At 65.0% G+C, this 17,945-nt stretch carries 17 protein-coding genes and 1 pseudogene; 10 read left to right on the top strand and 8 right to left on the bottom strand.

Annotated features, from left to right (window positions below; translation table 11 throughout):
- Positions 1–9: 9 nt before the first annotated feature.
- Genes PXD02_RS04240 through PXD02_RS04215 form a run of 6 tightly spaced genes read right to left on the bottom strand, consistent with a single transcriptional unit; the run spans position 10 to position 6,641 of the window.
- Positions 10–1,077 carry a Gfo/Idh/MocA family protein gene (locus PXD02_RS04240; protein WP_275105680.1) on the bottom strand — a complete coding sequence of 356 codons (1,068 nt, stop codon included), beginning with the start codon at positions 1,075–1,077 and terminating at the stop codon, positions 10–12.
- Positions 1,078–1,084: 7 nt separating this feature from the next.
- Positions 1,085–2,107: a Gfo/Idh/MocA family protein gene (locus PXD02_RS04235; RefSeq protein WP_275105679.1), complete on the bottom strand. Its 1,023-nt coding sequence runs from the start codon at positions 2,105–2,107 to the stop codon at positions 1,085–1,087.
- 56 nt (positions 2,108–2,163) lie between these two features.
- Complete coding sequence (locus PXD02_RS04230; RefSeq protein ID WP_275105678.1) at positions 2,164–3,243, bottom strand: ABC transporter ATP-binding protein; 1,080 nt, start codon at positions 3,241–3,243, stop codon at positions 2,164–2,166.
- A gap of 12 nt (positions 3,244–3,255) precedes the next feature.
- On the bottom strand, positions 3,256–4,341 hold the full coding sequence (locus PXD02_RS04225) for a carbohydrate ABC transporter permease (protein ID WP_275105677.1): 1,086 nt from the start codon (positions 4,339–4,341) through the stop codon (positions 3,256–3,258).
- A complete protein-coding gene (locus PXD02_RS04220) occupies positions 4,334–5,326 on the bottom strand; it encodes a carbohydrate ABC transporter permease (RefSeq protein ID WP_275105676.1) in 993 nt (330 codons plus the stop codon). Before PXD02_RS04220 ends, PXD02_RS04225 begins: the two co-directional genes overlap by 8 nt.
- A gap of 55 nt (positions 5,327–5,381) precedes the next feature.
- Positions 5,382–6,641 (bottom strand): ABC transporter substrate-binding protein, encoded by a 1,260-nt coding sequence (locus PXD02_RS04215; protein WP_275105675.1) that lies wholly within the window; start codon positions 6,639–6,641, stop codon positions 5,382–5,384.
- 40 nt (positions 6,642–6,681) lie between these two features.
- Between PXD02_RS04215 and PXD02_RS04210 the strand changes: the two genes are divergently transcribed.
- The 7 genes from PXD02_RS04210 (at position 6,682) to PXD02_RS04180 (ending at position 12,449) form a co-directional block, all read left to right on the top strand.
- Positions 6,682–7,056, top strand: coding sequence for a hypothetical protein (locus PXD02_RS04210; protein ID WP_275105674.1), 375 nt, complete (start codon positions 6,682–6,684; stop codon positions 7,054–7,056).
- A 125-nt stretch (positions 7,057–7,181) separates the two neighbouring features.
- Positions 7,182–7,922: a DUF72 domain-containing protein gene (locus PXD02_RS04205; RefSeq protein WP_275105673.1), complete on the top strand. Its 741-nt coding sequence runs from the start codon at positions 7,182–7,184 to the stop codon at positions 7,920–7,922.
- On the top strand, positions 7,919–8,728 hold the full coding sequence (locus PXD02_RS04200; RefSeq protein ID WP_275105672.1) for a GNAT family N-acetyltransferase: 810 nt from the start codon (positions 7,919–7,921) through the stop codon (positions 8,726–8,728). Before PXD02_RS04205 ends, PXD02_RS04200 begins: the two co-directional genes overlap by 4 nt.
- 66 nt (positions 8,729–8,794) lie before the next feature.
- Positions 8,795–10,612: a M3 family oligoendopeptidase gene (locus tag PXD02_RS04195; RefSeq protein ID WP_275105671.1), complete on the top strand. Its 1,818-nt coding sequence runs from the start codon at positions 8,795–8,797 to the stop codon at positions 10,610–10,612.
- A gap of 66 nt (positions 10,613–10,678) precedes the next feature.
- The gene (locus PXD02_RS04190) at positions 10,679–11,860 is read left to right on the top strand and encodes a dipeptidase (RefSeq protein WP_275105670.1); all 1,182 of its coding nucleotides are present in this window, start codon (positions 10,679–10,681) and stop codon (positions 11,858–11,860) included.
- 4 nt (positions 11,861–11,864) lie between these two features.
- Positions 11,865–12,248 carry a D-ribose pyranase gene (gene rbsD, locus PXD02_RS04185; protein ID WP_275105669.1) on the top strand — a complete coding sequence of 128 codons (384 nt, stop codon included), beginning with the start codon at positions 11,865–11,867 and terminating at the stop codon, positions 12,246–12,248.
- 63 nt (positions 12,249–12,311) lie between these two features.
- The gene (locus PXD02_RS04180) at positions 12,312–12,449 is read left to right on the top strand and encodes an entericidin EcnAB (RefSeq protein WP_275105668.1); all 138 of its coding nucleotides are present in this window, start codon (positions 12,312–12,314) and stop codon (positions 12,447–12,449) included.
- Between the two features lie 45 nt (positions 12,450–12,494).
- Here PXD02_RS04180 and PXD02_RS04175 read toward each other — a convergent pair whose 3' ends face one another.
- Together PXD02_RS04175 and PXD02_RS04170 are read right to left on the bottom strand one after the other, a co-directional pair.
- Positions 12,495–12,752: a hypothetical protein gene (locus tag PXD02_RS04175; RefSeq protein ID WP_275105667.1), complete on the bottom strand. Its 258-nt coding sequence runs from the start codon at positions 12,750–12,752 to the stop codon at positions 12,495–12,497.
- Between the two features lie 2 nt (positions 12,753–12,754).
- Positions 12,755–12,928, bottom strand: coding sequence for a hypothetical protein (locus PXD02_RS04170; protein WP_275105666.1), 174 nt, complete (start codon positions 12,926–12,928; stop codon positions 12,755–12,757).
- Positions 12,929–12,963: 35 nt separating this feature from the next.
- Here PXD02_RS04170 and PXD02_RS04165 point away from each other — a divergent pair.
- The 3 genes and pseudogenes from PXD02_RS04165 to PXD02_RS04155 form a co-directional block, all read left to right on the top strand.
- A pseudogene (locus tag PXD02_RS04165) lies at positions 12,964–14,638 on the top strand (transglutaminase family protein); the annotation flags it as partial.
- Entirely contained in the window at positions 14,635–17,022 is a 2,388-nt protein-coding gene (locus tag PXD02_RS04160; protein ID WP_275105665.1) for a circularly permuted type 2 ATP-grasp protein, read from the top strand. The pseudogene PXD02_RS04165 and the gene PXD02_RS04160, both read left to right, overlap by 4 nt.
- Positions 17,022–17,900 carry a transglutaminase family protein gene (locus tag PXD02_RS04155; protein ID WP_275105664.1) on the top strand — a complete coding sequence of 293 codons (879 nt, stop codon included), beginning with the start codon at positions 17,022–17,024 and terminating at the stop codon, positions 17,898–17,900. The genes PXD02_RS04160 and PXD02_RS04155 overlap by 1 nt, the downstream gene beginning before the upstream one ends.
- Positions 17,901–17,945 lie beyond the last annotated feature (45 nt).

Below are 17,945 nucleotides of genomic sequence, written 5' to 3'. Positions count from 1 at the left end.
CAACACGCTCTAAGCCGGATTCCAGCCGTTATAGATCGGATGATCTTTTGCAATCGGCAGCGAAACCCGCTGACCGGTCCGCTCGGACAAATAGGCTGCGGCGACCAATTCCAGCGCATGGCGTCCGTCGGCAATTGTCACAGGCGCCGGCGCTCCCTTTTCAAGCGCGTCGTATAACAGTTCATATTGACGGCTATACCCATCCTCATGGTGAGCATAGTCGGCAAGAAGCTCATCGATCCGCTTCTGATGCGCCTCGTCCTTGCCGGTGAAGAACCACGGCTCGCGATACATCGTGTAGGGAGAAAGATCGCTTTCGACGGTGAGATCCTCGAAGCACCACCGCAGACGCGAGATTTCCTTGCGGGACGACAGCGACATGGACAGAGCGGCATAGGAGCCGTTCTGCATTCTCACGCTTGCCACCATGTTATCCTCGACCTCGATGTCGTTCATGAGTGGCCCGCCCATCGCGCTGACTTCGGCGACGGGACCGTGAACATAGGTCAGCATGTCGTGCGCGTGAATGGCGTGCCCAAGAAAGCCGCCACCGAGTTCCGTCGCCCACTTTCCGCGCCATTCAACATCGAAATAGGATTGCGGCCGCCACCAATGCGTCTCGATCGTCGTCATGAAAGGTCGACCCGCGAGCCCTTCCGCGATCAACCGTTTCAACTTCTGAAGACCCTTGCCATAGCGGTACTGAAAAATCGGCATGACGATCTTGCCGGTCCTCGCAGACAGTTTCTCCATCTGATCGCATTCGGCCAGGCTGCCGAACAGCGGCTTTTCACAGATGGCATGCTTGCCTGCCAGCAGAACCTTCTCTGTCATCTGATAATGCAGATAGGGGGGCGTGCAGATGCTGATGATGTCGATATCGTCCCGCGTCAGGAGCGCTTCGAAATCCTGCCCGTATTCAGGTATTCCGTAGGATGCGCAAACCTTTTCGCCTCGCTCGCGATCAAGCGAGCAAAGCTGAACGATTTCGAACTTGTCTTTCAGCCAGCTAAGGCCCTGGGCCTGGCGTTCTGCGATACCTGCCCCGACAAGGGCGATTCGATAGATATTACTCATGGTTTCATCAGACCTTTGCGATGACCCGCGCGTTTTCCTGAGCGTCCAGCGAGAGACGGCAAACCTCGAAGACATGCTCCTGATTAAGAGCCGTCTGCGTCCGGTTCTTCACGTCGTTGACAAACTCGCGGAAATAATCGAGCGGCTCGCTGGAGCAGTCGATATGACGCGTTTCGGTGCCGTTGACCAGGAACAGATGGTCAGCTCCCGCGCGGCCGGCGATGTCGATATATTTGCGCAACTCGATATAACCGTCGGTGCCCATGATGACGAGACGGCCGTCGCCCCATTTGCCGAGACCGTCAGGCGTATGCCAGTCGACACGGATATAGCCGGTGGCCGTGTCGGACAGCAATTGCATATCGCCAAAGTCCTGAAACTCGACATGTTCCGGCGTGTTGAAGTTGCCGATCTGGCTGATGGTGACCTTGGCGCTGTCCGAGCCGGTATAATACAGGAACTGGTCGATCTGGTGGCTGCCGATATCGACAAGAATGCCGCCAGTCGCCGGGGTGTCCCAGAACCAGTCCGGCCGGTCGGGGCCGCCTGCCTTCTGGTGCTTCTGATGCGGTCCAAGCCCGATCGTCTGGATGACGCGGCCAATTGCGCCTTCCTTGATAAGCTTGCCGGCCTTGACGGCGGACGGCACGCAAAGGCGCTCGGAAAAGCAGATCGAAAAGAACTTTCCCGTTTCCTCATGCACCTTGCGGGCGTCGGCCAATTGCTGGCGCGTAGTCACGCCCGGCTTGTCGATCATCGCATCCTTGCCCGAGCGCATGGCACGAATAGCAATATCCGCCCGCTGATTGGCGACCGCAGCCGTGCAGATCACGTCGATCTTCGGGTCGGCAAAAATGGTATCGCGGTCGATTTGCGGAACGTCCGGATACTTCGCCTGAAACTGCTCCAGCATTCCGGGGGTTTGCGAGATCGGGCAGTAGCCCACGAACTCGCAGCCCTCGGCCAATAGCCCTTCCACGTGAGAATAAATATGTCCGTGGTCAAGGCCCACGACGGCAAAGCGAAGCATTGTCATACCTTTCTTTTGGCAGGATTGGCGCTTTGTGCGGCAAATCCGGAAGAATATTACAGGGGGCTGATGGTCTTTTCGTTTTCATCGAAAAGATGCCAGGTGTCGGCACGGGGGCGCAATTTGAGGACATCCCCCCTTTCGGTTGCGAACTGCCGCGGCTGGTGAGCGAGGAAGCCCACGTCCTGATCGGTCCGGCAGTGAATGAACGTGTCCGAGCCGTGCTGTTCGGAAAAGGAGACAGTCAACCGCCAGCCGTCGTCGGCAGGCACCAGATCTTCCGGGCGGATGCCGAGGGTCACCTTCTGACCTTCCTTCACCGGAAGACCCCGTCGTTCGAGCCTGAGCGCCGCGAGTCCTTCGCCGATGAATTCGATGCCCTGCTCGTCCACCGTCCCGATCCGTCCCTCGACGAAATTCATCTGCGGGCTACCGATAAAGCCTGCGACGAACTTGTTGTCCGGGTTGTTATAAAGATGCAGCGGAGCGCCCACCTGTTCGACATTACCCGAGCGCAGCACCACGATCTTGTCGGCCATGGTCATGGCTTCGACCTGATCATGGGTGACGTAGATCATCGTATTGCCGAGACGCTCATGAAGCCTGTTGATCTCGTATCGCATCACGACGCGCAGCTCGGCGTCGAGGTTCGACAAAGGTTCGTCGAACAGAAATATCTTTGGATCGCGGGTGATTGCCCGACCGATTGCGACCCGCTGTCTCTGCCCCCCCGACAATTGCTTCGGCCTGCGAGACAACAGCTTGTCGATCTGCAAAAGGCGGGCGGCCTCTTCGACCCGGCGATTGATCTCGGTCTTTTCCATGCGGATGTTTTCGAGGCCGAAGGAAAGATTTTCCCGGACGGTCATATGCGGATAAAGGGCATAGGACTGAAAGACCATCGCCACACCCCGGTCGGCCGCCGGGGTGCGGACCACGCTTTCGCCGTCGATCCTGATATCGCCCGACGTCGCCGTTTCCAGTCCCGCGATCATGCGCAACAAGGTCGATTTGCCGCATCCCGAGGGGCCGACAAATACCGTAAACTCGCCGTCCTCGATACGCAGGTTGACTTTCGGAATGATCTCCACCGACCCGAAGCTCTTGTTCAGATTGTCGAGAATGAGTTCGGCCATGAGTGCCTCCTTTTACTTGACGCCGGATGAGGCGATACCGGTTGTGATGTAGCGTTGCAGGAACAGGAAAATGAAGGCCAGCGGCAAGGCCGTGATGGTGGTCATGGCAAGAAGCAGGTGCCATTCGATGCCCTGTTCGGTCTTGAATCCGGCAAGCGCAAGCTGGAGCGTCTGGCTATCTTTCGTGTTGAGGACGATGAGCGGAAGCAGAAAGTCGTTCCATCGGCTCATGATGGAAAAAATCGCGACAACAGCCAATGCGGGCGTCGTCAAGGGCAGAACGATCCGCCAGTATATCTGCCATTCGGACGCATGATCCATCCTGGCCGCTTCAAGCAATTCGTCGGGAATTGTCAGCATATACTGACGCAGCAGAAAAACTCCCGTCGGCGTCGCCAGCACCGGCAGGATCACGCCCCAAAGGGAATTCACCAGCCCCAGCTGACTGTTGATCAGGTAGATGGGCACGAGAATGATCGTGGCCGGAACCATCAGGGTCGCCAGGATCAGGACCAGTGCGAAGGTCGAGCCGGTAAAGCGGAATTTCGACAGAGCAAAGGCCGCCATGGAGTTTATCACCAATGTGATGAGGGTGGCGACTATTGTGATGAAGGCGGAATTGTAGATGCTGCGCCAGATCGTATCGCCAGCTGTGCGCAACAGATCCTTGTAATTGTCGAATGTCGGATTGAAGCTGCGGATCGGCTTGGCCTTCGCCACATCAACGACGCTGGGTTCAGCCGCGGGATCGTCGGGATCGATCATCTGCGCGCGGATGCCGACCCGGCGAATTTGGGCCAGCGTCTTGACCGTTCCATCATCCTGCGTCACCTCGAACAGCGGCAATGGATCGGGATGGCCATCGACGACAATCGTCTGGGTCGCCATGGGCATGAGGGTGGGGGGATATTCGGAGAGGTTCGCGGGTGATTTGAGAGAGCCGATCACCACCCAAAGAACGGGCAGCAACATCACCAGGACACCGATAATCAAATAGCCATAGGTGACGTAATCGGTCCAGTGCATCCGCTCGCCACGAGGCTTGAAGAATTCCTTGAACCCGCGCGGAGCCGCTTGCGTGAAAGCCGTGTCAGTCATTTTCACCTCGCGATATGCGGAGCTGGACAAGCGTAAAGATCAGAAGGACAAAGCCAAGAATCAGCGACCCGGCTGCGGCAAGCCCATAATTGCGCGGCTGCTGCGCGAAACCGGTTTCATAGATATATTGCACGACCAGCATCGTTGCCGAACCCGGTCCGCCACCCGTGAGAACGTAAATCTCATCGAAGGTCTGGACAGAGCGAATGACAGCCAGCACGAAAACCACCAGCAGCACGGGACGCAGCAGGGGAATTGTCACCTTCCAGAATACTCGGAACGGCGACGCGCGATCCATCTTGGCTGCCTCGTAAACATCGGTCGGGATCGATTGCAGTCCGGCCAGCAGGATAATCATGAAGAAGCCGCAATGGGCCCAGACGGTCACGAAGATCGACCAGAAGAACGCCAGGTTCGGATCCGCCAGCCAGCTGGCGCGATTTGCGCCGAACAGGCTGATGATCGCGTTGAGAACGCCGTTGCGCTGCAGGAGCCATTGCCAGGTCATCGCGACGACCACAGGCGACAGCATTACCGGGAAAAAGAACACACCCCGGAAGAAACCGCGCGCGCGGATTTTCTTGTTGAGTGCGATCGCCGTCATCAGCGCCACGCCGACCATCGCCAAGGTCTGAAGCGGCACGAAAAGAAGCGAATTTCCGACAGCCCGCCAGAACAAATCGCGCGAGCAGGTGGATGGATCAAGGAAGTTGCCGCAATCGGCAAGCGTGCGATAGTTGCTAAGCCCGATAAAAGGCCGCTGGGAGGGATAGAGATTGTCCGATCCCGTGATGGAAAACACCACGTTGATCGCGACCGGGATCAGCGCGAAGGTGAAGATAATCAGCAGATTGGGCAGCAGAAACAGCCATGGCAGGGCTTTCATTCCCAACCGCCGCTGCGCCCATTTCCAGAACGGCTCAACCGCTCTTGCAGGCAACGACGCCAAGGCGCCGACCGCAGAGGACATTGCCCCGTTTGTCATTTGATTTTCCTCCCTACAGCAAGGGGGTGGAGCGAGGCTACACCCCCCGCACTGCTTACTTGCCCGCCGAGATCGCCAGCTCGACGTCTTCCTTGATCCGCTTGAGAGCGGTATCGACGTCAAGTTCGTTGTTGAGAACCTGGCTTATGCGCGTTGTCATCGCGTTCATCATGGCCCGCTGATAGGCCCAGCCTTGGAACTGATGGGCGGCGGGCGCCATTTTCGGAATCTGTTGCGTGAAAAGCGCCATCGCCTCGTTCACGCTTGCAGGAGCGCCCTGATAGTCGATGCCTTTTTCGACGAGGGACGACGCGGTCGGCAGATAGACTGCGGTCGAGAGATAGTATTCGAGGTTTTCCTCTTGCGCGGCAAACTCAAGAAACTTGGCCACCGCCTCGGGTTGGCGCGTGTGTTTCCAGCCCACCAGCGCATTGCCGCCGGGCATGGCCGTGCAGGAGGAGGGGCCACAGGGGGTTGCAACAGCACGCCATTCGAACAACCCTCCGATGTCCTTGTCGATCGGGCTGAGCTTCCATGAGCCGGAAAAGTAAAACGGAACTTTCGCATTGATAAAGTCGGCGAAGTTGTCGCGATGGGTCGAGCCGCCAATTGCCCCCCACAGGTCCATCGGCATGATACCGTCCCGGTGCCATTGCGCGAAAGTCTCGATCGCCTGACGCAGGCCCTCGTCCACGACGGGATTGCCCTGCTCATCGACCAGCTCGGCGCCATAGCTTATTGCCAACGAGGCGAAGCGGTGGCCGGAACGGTCGATTTCCATGGCGAAGTCCAGCCCGGTCGCATCCGCAACCGCCTTCGATGCCTGAGCCCAGTCTTCCCATGTCGCCCCTTCTTCCGGCAGCTCGACTCCGGCCTGTTCGAACAGCGTGGCATTGGCGAAGGCGCCGTTGACGGTGAGGGTGATCGGAACGCCATTGATGGCGTCACCCCCCTGAGAACCGCGCAACCATGCCAGCGACTGCCCGAATTGTGTCTCGAAATAGGCTTTGTCGACATATGGTCCGACATCGAGGTAGTATTTCGAAAGCCCGCCAAGATCGGTCACCACCGCCATATCCGGCCCCTGACCAGACGCAAGCTGTATGGGAAGGCTTTCCACCGTCGTCTGATAGCTGATATCTTCAAGTTTAACCTTGATATCAGGACTCTCGGCGTTGAATTTTTCAACGAGGGGGCGAATCCTGACCTCGGGGTCGGCTTGGAGCGTAATTTCTTGAGCGAAAGCAGCACCCACGAGAAGCGTCACCAGCGACGTTGTCAGGGCAGCCTGCGAAAGCAGTTTTTGGGGGCGCATGTAAAATCCTCCTCTTCCTGCCAGGCTTCTACCATACTAGTTGAAAACTGGCAAGTCTGCTGCTGTCGGTTTTTTTTTGCGTGCGGTCATACCTGTTCTTATTCAGGCGACGCTTGACCGGTCGCGCGCCATGGTTTCGCGCAGCACGGGGGGCGATCCTGTTCGCCTTCCATTCCGGCTGCACCTGCAGGTCGACCCAGAAGCCGAACTTGGGCAGCGGTTAATCCGCGAAGGACGATCGGATGGTCTTTGCCGGCACGACGATCATCGCCTGCTGCAATCCCTGATTGGCGAGCTTGTCGAGCGCGATGAACACGAGGGCGCGGCTGCGGGCGGGCGCGGGGAGGAATCCGCGAATCCTGTCCCCTTTGGCCTGGTGGTATCGCAGTTGGTATGGACTTGGAGCGCAGGCTGAAAGCCCGACAATGACACTGCGAACTCAGGCCGGTTGACCACCGCATGGGAATGAGCTTTCGACCGACCCCCTTGCGGGGCGGCTTTTTTGTTGCAGGATGGGGGCGACAGAACCAGGAGGCGCATATGATCCGCATCGGCATCGGCGGCTGGACCTTCGCGCCCTGGCGCGGCGGCGCCTTCTATCCCGACGACCTGCCGCAGCGGCGGGAACTGGAATATGCCAGCCGCCGCCTGACCTCGATCGAGATCAACGCGACCTATTACGGCAGCCAGAAGCCCGAGAGCTTCCAGAAATGGCATGACGAGACGCCCGAGGACTTCGTCTTCGCGCTGAAAGGGCCGCGCTTCGCCACCAACCGCAAGGTTCTGGCCGAGGCGGGCGACAGCGTGGCGCGGTTCCTGGATTCGGGCATCGCGCGGCTGGGGGCCAAGCTGGGACCGCTGAACTGGCAATTGGCCGAGACGAAGACGTTCGACCCCCAGGATTTCGCGGCTTTCCTGGCGCTGCTGCCCGCCAGCCATGACGGCCTTCCCCTGCGCCACGCGGTCGAGGCGCGCCATGACAGCTTTGCCGGCGACGAGGCCGCCGCCCTGTGCCGCGACCGCGGCGTGGCCCTGGTCCGCGCATTGGACAGCAAGTTTCCCGAAATCGCCGCCGACACCGCCGATTTCGGCTATTGGCGGCTGATGGGCACGACCGACCGCGCGAACGGCTATGCCGATGCCGACCTGGACCGCTGGGCCGACATGGCGCGGCGGGCGGGCAAGGACCGCGACCTGTATCTCTACGTCATCTCGGGCGAAAAGGCCCGCAACCCGGCTGCCGCGATGGCGCTGATCGACCGTCTGAAGGACCATCCATGACCTCCTGCGCCTGCGGCCATCATCATTCGCCCCGCCACCATCACGACGCCTCGGGCGTGCCGGTGGCGATGAGGACGCCGCTGTTCGGGCTGACCGGGCGGCTGATCTGCCGGGACGCCGCGCAGATGATGGCGGCGCTGTCGCTGCTGCCCGATCACATCCGGCTGAGCCGCGAGGAACCGGGCTGTCTGGCCTTCGACCTGTGGCAGGATGAGGATCCGATGGTCTGGCACCTGTCGGAACTGTTCGCCGATGCCGACGCCTTCGCCGCCCATGGACAGCGCACCGAGGCCAGCGAATGGGGTCGCGAAGGCGCTGGCATCGGCCGCGACTTCCAGCGCCACGACGTGGTCCCGGTGATCCGCCGAGAGACCCGGCACGACCTGGACGCCATAGACGCGCTGCTGCGCGCGACCTTCGGCGGCGATGACGAGGCGCGGCTGGTGCGCAAGCTGCGCGAGGACGGCGACCTGTCGCTGTCGCTGGTGGCCGAAGCGGCGGGCACGATCCTGGGCCATGCCGCCCTGTCGCCACTGGAGGCCGAGGCACCGGCCCATGCGCTGGCGCCCGTATCGGTCACGCCCAAGGCGCAGGGTCGGGGCATCGGCGCGGCCCTTGTCCGTCAGGCCGTGTCCTGGGCCGACACGGCCTCGGTCGTGGTGGTCGGCGCGCCGGGCTATTACGGGCCGCTGGGCTTCAAGCCCGCCGATCTGTCCTCGCCCTATGCCGGGCTGGCGATGCAGATGATCGGCACCCTGCCCAGGGGCAGCGCCATCCGCCATGCGCCCGCTTTTGTGACGCTGTAGGGCCGCGCAGCCTTGCGCCCTGCCCCCGGTGGTTTACATCTGGGTGCCAGCACGAAAGGATCCCCGATGGCAGGACAACCGATCTTCGAAGCCCGCGACCAGGTGACGGGCAGCGACCTTGGCAACCTTCCCGAATGGGATCTGACCGACCTGTATCCGGCGCCGGATTCGGCCGAACTGACCGCCGACATCGCCCTGCTGGAAACCGAGGCGCGCGACTTCGCCGCCCGGTATCAGGGCAGGCTGGCCGAACTGACCGCGCCCGAGATGCTGGCCTGCATCGAGGCCTATCAGCGCATCGACATCACCGCAGGGCGGATCATGTCCTATGTCGGGCTGCGCTATTACCAGAACACGCTGGACCCGGCGCGCGCCAAGCAGATGGGCGACCTGCAAGGCCGGATCACCGACATCACCACGCCGCTGGTCTTTTTCAGCCTGGAATTCAACCGCATCCCGGACCAGACCTATGAGGCCGTGTTCACCGCCGCCGATGGCCCGGCCCGCTACAGGCCGGTCTTCGACCGGATGCGCGCCATGCGCCCGCACCAGCTGACGGACGAGCTGGAGCAGTTCCTGCACGACAACTCGGTCGTGGGCGCCGCCGCCTGGAACCGGCTGTTCGACGAGACCACCGCCGCCCTGGAATTCGACGTGGAGGGCGAGACGCTGGGCCTGGAAGCCACGCTGAACCTGCTGACCGACCATGTCCGGTCGCGCCGCGAAGCCGCGGCCCGCGCCCTCGCGGCGGTCTTTGGCAAAAACGTCAAGCTGTTCGCCCGCATCCACAACACGCTGGCCAAGGAAAAGGCCATCGAGGACAAGTGGCGCAAGATGCCCACCCCGCAATACGGCCGTCACCTGTCGAACCATGTCGAACCCGAGGTGGTCGAGGCGCTGAAGAGCGCCGTCACCGCCGCCTATCCGCGCCTGTCGCATCGCTATTATGCGCTGAAGGCGAAATGGCTGGGGCTGGACAGGTTGCAGGTCTGGGACCGCAACGCCCCCCTGCCCACCGCCTCGGACCGGATCGTGGCCTGGGACGAGGCGCGGGCGACGGTGCTGGATGCCTATGCGGGCTTCTCGCCCCGGCTGGCGGATCTGGCGCAGCCCTTCTTCGACAAGGGCTGGATCGACGCCGCCGTGACGCCGGGCAAGGCGCCAGGCGCCTTCGCCCATCCGACCGTGACCACGGTGCATCCCTATGTGATGCTGAACTATCTGGGCAAGCCGCGCGACGTGATGACCCTGGCCCACGAACTGGGCCACGGCGTCCACCAGCGGCTGGCCGCGGGCCAGGGGGAACTGCTGGCCTCGACGCCGCTGACGCTGGCCGAGACGGCATCGGTCTTTGGCGAGATGCTGACCTTCCGCGCGCTGCTGGCCAGGACCACCGATCCGGCCGAGAGGAAGGCCCTGCTGGCCGGCAAGGTCGAGGACATGATCAACACGGTCGTCCGCCAGATCGCCTTCTATGATTTCGAATGCAAGCTGCACGCGGCGCGGGCAGAGGGCGAGTTGACCCCGGACGACATCAACGCGCTGTGGATGTCGGTGCAGGCCGAAAGCCTTGGCCCGGTCTTCGACTTCATGCCGGGTTACGAGACCTTCTGGACCTATGTGCCGCATTTCGTGCATTCGCCCTTCTATGTCTATGCCTATGCCTTCGGCGACGGGCTGGTGAACGCGCTTTACGCGGCCTATGAAAGCGGGCTGCCGGACTTCCAGGCCAAGTATTTCGACCTGCTGGCGGCGGGCGGATCGAAGCATCACAAGGATCTGCTGGCGCCCTTCGGGCTGGACGCCTCGGATCCGAAATTCTGGGACAAAGGGCTGTCGATGATCGAGGGCTTCATCGACGAGCTTGAGGCATTGGAGGCATAGGGGGCTGCCGCCCCCATCCGCTGCGCGGATTCCCCCGCGGATATTTTCGTGAAGAAGAAGGTGGCGATGCTGAAACGGACATTTGCTGCGGTGGCGGTGTTGGCGGTCCTGGCCGCCGCAGCATTTTTCGTCTTCGCGCCGGGCTATGTCGAACGCGGCCTGAACCCGCTGCGGATGCCGGCCGGGGGCTGGCCGGTCTCGGCCGAGACGCAGGCCCTGCATGACCGGCTGGTGATCGGCGACTGGCATTCCGACACCCTGCTGTGGGATCGCGACATCCTGGACCGCGCCGACCGGGGCCATAGCGACGTGCCCCGGCTGCTGGACGGCAATGTCGCGGTGCAGGTCTTCACCACGGTTACGAAAAGCCCGCGCGGCCAGAATTACGACCAGAACAGCGCCGAGGCCCCCGACAACATCACGCCGCTGTTCATCGGCCAGTTGCGCCCGATCCGGTCGTGGTTTTCGCTGCGGGAACGCGCGCTTGTGCAGGCCGAGGCCCTGGCGAAGGCCGCAGAGGAGGCGCCCGACCGGCTGCGCCTGATCCGCACACGCGCCGACCTGCAAGCCGTTCTGGACGCGCGCGCGGGCGGGCAGCGGGTGCTGGGCGCGGTGCTGGGGTCCGAGGGCGGGCATCCGCTGGAAGGCGAGATCGGCAATCTGGACGTGCTGTATGACGCCGGGTTCCGGCTGATGGGGCTGACGCATTTCTTCGACAACGAGCTGGGCGGCAGCCTGCATGGCGAAGGTGGCACGGGCGCGGGGCTGTCGGATTTCGGGCGGCAGGTGGTCGCCGGCATGATCCGGCGCGGCATGGTGATCGACCTCGCCCATGCCTCGCCCCTGATGGTGCAGGACGTGCTGGCGATCCCGGAGGCGCGGCCGATCCTGTCCCATACCGGCATCCACGGCCATTGTGGCAGCCACCGCAACCTGGACGACGATCTGGTCCGCCGGATCGCGGCCAAGGGCGGCATGATCGGCATCGGCTTCTGGTCCGACGTGGTCTGCGGCGGCACCCCCGCCCATATCGCGGAAAGCATCGTCGCAGCCATCGCCCTGGTGGGCGAGGATCACGTGTCGCTGGGGTCCGATTATGACGGCTCGGTCGGGGTGCCCTTCGACGCGGCGCATCTGGCGGCGCTGACCCAGGCGCTGATGGACCAGGGCCTGACCGAGGCGCAGATCGCCAAGGTCATGGGCGGCAACATGATCCGCTATCTGTCCGAAACCCTGCCCGAAGGCTAGACCCATGAAGCGCACCGCCTTGCTGCATTCCGAACTGTCCGGCCTGATCGCCGCGATGGGCCATGGCGACCTGCTGGTGATCGGCGATGCCGGGCTGCCCGTCCCGCCGGGGGTGCGCTGCATAGACCTGGCGGTGACGCGCGGTATCCCTGGGTTCTTCGACGTGCTGGACGCGGTGCTGGCCGAACTGGTGGTGGAGCGATCTGCCTGGGCCAGCGAGGCATCGGCGGATCTGGCCCAGGCCCTGCGCGCCCGCGACCTGGGCAGGGCCGAGATCGTTGCGCATACGGATTTCAAGGCCCTGACCCGCGGCGCCCGCGCGGTGGTGCGGACCGGAGAGTTCACGCCCTATGCCAATGTGGCGCTGTGGTCGGGTGTGGCGTTCTGACCCGCTGGAACCCGGTGCCGGACAAGGCGTTCGGTCGCAGATCGTGCAAAGGAGTGTGGACGGATGCAGAAGACCTTTCTTGGCCTGGGCGCCATTCTTGCGATGATGGCCTTGGCCGGGTGCCAGACGGCGCAAGGCCTTGGCCGCGACGTCTCGACCGCCGGTCAGGTGATCCAGCAGGAAAGCGCCGAGGCGATGTAGGACGGATCGAAGGCGGCCTTCCCTGGCCGCCTTCGGTCGTTGCGCTCAGCGGGTCGAGGGGTGCTGCTTCGCAGCTGAGCGGATCCGGTTGGCGATGGGCCAGGTCCAGCCGATCTGTTGCGAGCGGTTCGGGCGCAGATAGACCCAGTTCAGCAGCGCGGCGGGAATGCCCAGGGCCAGACCGATGACCGCCCCCCAGACGAAGGTCGCGACGCCGAAATAGCCCAATGCCAGCCCCGCGATCACCACCGCCCCGGCAATCGAGGCGACCCAGATATGGATCAGGAACAGTCGAAGATGCATGATCATGCTCCGATAGACAGGTTCCGGTGAAACGAGCGGGAAGCGATGGCGGTTCCGAAGGAGGATGCGATGCGCTTGACGATCCTTGCGATGCTTCTGCCGCTGCCCGCGGCGGCCTTCACCGCGCAGAACGGCATGACGGCGGTGCGGACCGGTCCGACCGAGATCACGGTCATCCACGAAATCCGGCGCGGCGACACCGACTATTGGTCCGACCCAGGACCGCGCGCCGCTGGCCCCGCCGGAACCGGTCGCGCCCGGCCGCATGTCGCAGCCGATGGCCAGTTTCGTCGCCCCTGCGCCGGTCCGGGACGGGATGCCCCAGGCGCCGGGCACCGGCGAGGCGGACTTGGGCGGCCAGATCCGCACCGCGCTGTCGGTCGAGCCGAAGAACGGCCGGCTCTGCGTCTTCATGCCGCCCGTGGCGACGCTGTAGGAATATCTGGATCTGCTGCGCGCGGTCGAGGCCGCCGCCCTGCGCCTGAACCTGCCCGTCCATGTGGAAGGCTACGCGCCCCCGCAGGATCCGCGCCTGAACGTGATCCGCGTGGCCCCCGATCCCGGCGTGATCGAGGTGAACATCCACCCCGCCGCAAGCTGGGACGATTGCGTGGCGATCACCCAGGGCGTCCATGACGATGCGCGCCAGTCGCGGCTTGGCGGAAAAGTTCATGCTGGACGGCAGGCATACCGGCACCGGCGGCGGCAACCATGTCGTGGTCGGCGGGGCCACCACCAATGACAGCCCCTTCCTGCGCCGCCCCGACCTGCTGGCCAGCCTGATCCGGCACTGGAACCGGCACCCCTCGCTGTCCTACCTGTTCTCGGGCCTGTTCATCGGCCCGACCAGTCAGGCCCCCCGGATCGACGAGGCGCGGCGCGACGCGCTCTACGAGCTGGAAATCGCGCTGGCCCAGATCCCCGCGCCAGACCATGGCACGCCGCCCCTGCCCTGGCTGACCGACCGGCTGCTGCGCAACATCCTGACCGACGTGACCGGCAATACCCACCGGGCGGAAATCTGCATCGACAAGCTCTACTCTCCCGATGGTCCCACCGGCCGCCTGGGCCTGGTCGAGTTCCGGGGCTTCGAGATGCCGCCCGACGCGCGGATGAGCCTCGCGCAGCAATTGCTGCTGCGCGTGCTGATCGCGCGGTTCTGGAAGACGCCCGCCACGGGCGACCTGACCCGCTGGGGGACAGTGCTGCACGACCGCTTCATGCTGCCGCATTTCGTCTGGGCGGACTTCTGCGACGTGCTGCGCGACCTGACCGATCACGGCTTTCCGATGCGGCAGGACTGGTTCAAGGCCCAGGCCGAGTTCCGCTTCCCCTTCTGCGGCGAGGTCGAGGTCGAGGGCGTCCATCTGGAACTGCGCCAGGCCCTGGAACCCTGGCATGTGCTGGGCGAGACGGGCGCCATCGGCGGCACCGTGCGCTATACCGACAGTTCCACCGAGCGCTTGCAGGTCAAGCTGTCGTCGGCGGATCCCTCGCGCTATCAGGTGCTGTGCGACGGCCGCGCGGTGCCGCTGACGGATATCGGCGCGGGCGAATCGGTGGCGGGGGTGCGCTTCAAGGCGTGGCAGCCCGCCTCGGCGCTGCATCCGGTGCTGCCCGTCGATGCGCCGCTGACCTTCGACATCTTCGATACCTGGTCGAACCGCCCGCTTGGCGGCTGCGTCTATCACGTCGCCCATCCGGGCGGGCGCAATTACGACACCTTCCCGGTGAACGGGAACGAGGCCGAGGCGCGCAGGCTGGCGCGGTTCAGCCCCCACGGCCACCGCCCCGGCCATGGCCATCCGGTCGCGCCGGAACGCCTTCACCGCGAATTCCCGCTGACGCTGGATCTGCGCCATGCGGCGGGGTGTGACGCGCCATGACCGGCGAGGCCGCCTTTGCCATGGGACAGCCGCGCAGCGCGTCCTATCGCCCGCTGCCCGGCGTCCCGGACGAGATGGTCGGGCCGGACGGCCTGATCCGCCCGCCCTGGCGCAGGCTGACAGCCCATCTGGACGCGCTGTCGGACGAGGCGCTGACCCGCGACCTGGCCCGCGCCGACCGCTATCTGCTGGATAGCGGGGTCTTCTATCGCCAATACGGCGAAGGGCAGTCGGTCGAACGGCCCTGGCCGCTGAGCCGGATCCCCGTCCTGCTGGCCGAGGAGGAATGGTCCCGGATCGCCCGCGCCCTGATGCAGCGCGCCGACCTGCTGGAGACGGTGATCGCCGATCTTTACGGCCCGAACGCGCTTGTCGCCTCGGGGCAATTGCCCGCCGCACTGGTCGCGGGCAACCCCGAATGGCTGCGCCCGATGGTCGGCGTCAGGCCGCGCGGCGGGCATTTCCTGCATTTCCTGGCCTTCGAGCTGGGGCGCGGCCCCGACGGGCAATGGTGGGTGCTGGCCGACCGCACCCAGGCGCCGTCGGGCGCGGGCTATGCCTTGGAAAACCGCGTCGCCATGACCCGCGCCTATTCCGAGCTTTACCCCGCAGGCAATGTCCACCGCCTCGCCGGGTTCTTCCGCGCCTTCCGCGACGCATTGCGGGACCAGGCGGGCGACCGCGACGGCCGGGTGGCGATCCTGACCCCCGGCCCGATGAACGAGACCTATTTCGAACATGCCTATATCGCCCGCTATCTGGGATTCACCCTGCTGGAGGGCGACGACCTGATCGTGGCGGACGACCGGCTGATGGTGCGCAGCGTGCAGGGCATGGCCCCGGTCGACGTGCTGTGGCGCAGGCTGGACGGGAACTATGCCGACCCGCTGGAACTGGACCCGGCCTCGCGCATCGGCACGCCCGGCATGACGGCCGCGCTGCGGGCGGGCGCGGTGACGATGGTCAATGCCCTGGGCTCGGGCGTGCTGGAGACCCGCGCGCTGATGGCGTTCCTGCCGCAGCTTGCGCCCGAACTGGCGCGCGCGCCGCTGGCCATGCCGAATATCGCGACCTGGTGGTGCGGCACGGCATCCGCGCGGGCCGAGGTGCGGGCCGATCCCCGCCGGATGGTGCTGGCCGACGCGCTGACCACGCGCGCGCCCTTCGATCCCAGGGACGACCTGATCCGGGCGGCCGCGCTGTCGCCCCAGGCGCTTGACCGCAGGCTGGCCGAGGGCGGCGGCGATCTGGTCGCGCAGGAATCCGTCACCCTGTCCACCACCCCCGCCCTGGTGGACGGCCGGCTGGTGCCGCGCCCCATGATGCTGCGCGTCTTTCTGGCGCGCACCGCCGATGGCTGGACGGTGATGCCCGGCGGCTTCGCCCGGATCGGCGCCACGGCGGACGCCTCGGCCATCGCCATGCAGCAAGGGGGTGCGGCGGCGGATGTCTGGGTGGTGGGCCGCGACCCGGTGCCGGTGATCACCCTGGCGCGCCAGGCCAGTGCCGCCGACAAGCGGCTGGTGCCGGGGGGCCTGCCCGCGCGGGCGGCCGACAACCTGTTCTGGCTGGGCCGCTATGCCGAACGGGCCGAGGGGATCGTGCGGCTGATGCGGGCCTATCACATGCGCCTGGCGGAATCGGGCGATGCGGGGGCGGGGCTGCTGGCGGGCTTCGATCCGCTGTTCCGGCAGATCGGCATCGACCCCGCCGCGCCCATTCCGCAAAGGCTGCTGGACAACCTGGCCGCCGCCATCGGCAGCGCGGGCCGGGTGCGCGACCGCTTTTCCCCCGACGCCTGGTCGGCGCTGCACGACATCGACCGCAGCGCCCGCGCCATGGCCCCCCGCGTGGCGCCGGGCGACGACGCGGCCCGCGCGCTGTCGGCGCTGCTGCGCAAGCTGGCGGGGATCTCGGGCTTGGTGCATGAAAACATGTATCGCTTCGTCGGCTGGCGGTTCCTGACCATCGGGCGGCTGCATGAACGCGCCATGGGCACCGCCGCGCTGCTGGCGGTGCTGTGCGACGAGGCCGCCCCCGAAGGCGCCCTGGACCTGGCGATCGAGGTCGGCGACAGCGTGCTGACCCATCGCCGCCGCTTCACCCTGGACGCGTCCCGCGCGACGGTGATCGACCTGCTGGCGCTGGACCCGCTGAACCCGCGCGCGCTGCGCCACCAGATCGACGGGCTGCGCGAACAGGTGGACATGCTGCCCGCCGCCAACGACCACGGGGCCCTGTCCCCGCTGGCCCGCGCGGCCCTGCGCCTGCACGCGGACCTGGCCACCGCCGATCCCGACAGCCTGACGACCGACGCGCTGTGGTCGCTGCGCGGGCGCATCGGCGGGCTGTCCGACCTGCTGACCGCCGCCTATTTCCCCTGATGCTGTACCGTCTGCGCCTGTCCTTCCGCTATGACTTCGCCCGTCCCACCGGCGCCGGGCGGCAGCTTCTGCGCATCAGCCCCGCCGACCTGCCGGGCCTGCAAGAGGTCCAGCAGACCGCCATCACCGTCACCCCGCCGCCCGTCGAACGCAGCGGCTTCACCGATTTCTTCGGCAACGAGGTGACCCAGCTGGTCCTGCCCGCCGGTCTGACTCAGCTGCGCTTCGACATGTCGGGCCGCGTGCTGCGCCACGGGGACGAGACCGAACTGGATCTGTCGGCCAGCCCCGCCAGCCTGGCCCTGGACCTGGCCGAGATCACCGATCTCGGTCCCCATTCGCCGCATCACTTCCTGCGCCCCTCGCCCCGCATCCCGCATGTCGCGGCCATCGCCGATTTCGCGCGCGCCGCCTGCGCCGGTGCGCCCACCCTGCGAGAGGCTGTGCAATCGCTGGGCCGCGCCCTCTACGCCCACATGCGCTTCGATTCCGCCGCGACCGAGATCGACACCCCTATCGCCGACGCCTTTGCCGGGCGGCACGGCGTCTGCCAGGACTTTTCGCAGATCATGATCTCGGGCCTGCGCGGCATCGGCGTTCCGGGGGCCTATGTCTCGGGCTTCCTGCGCACCGTGCCGCCGCCGGGCAGGCCCCGGCTGGAAGGTGCCGACGCCATGCACGCCTGGGTTCGCGCCTGGACCGGGGCCGAGGCGGGCTGGTGCGAATACGACCCGACCAATGCCTGCTTCGTGGGCGCCGATCACGTCACCATCGGCTATGGCCGCGACTATGGCGACGTGGCCCCCGTCACCGGATCCATGCGGCTGGCCGGATCGCAATCGGGCAGCCACAGCGTCGACATCATCGCCGAGGACTAGCCGCCGCCCCGCCCGGCCGCGCGCGCGACAATCGGGGATGACCCA

The sequence above is a fragment of the Paracoccus sp. S3-43 genome (genome assembly GCF_029027965.1).
Taxonomy (GTDB): domain Bacteria; phylum Pseudomonadota; class Alphaproteobacteria; order Rhodobacterales; family Rhodobacteraceae; genus Paracoccus.
This window is presented reverse-complemented; position numbering and strand designations above follow the sequence as displayed.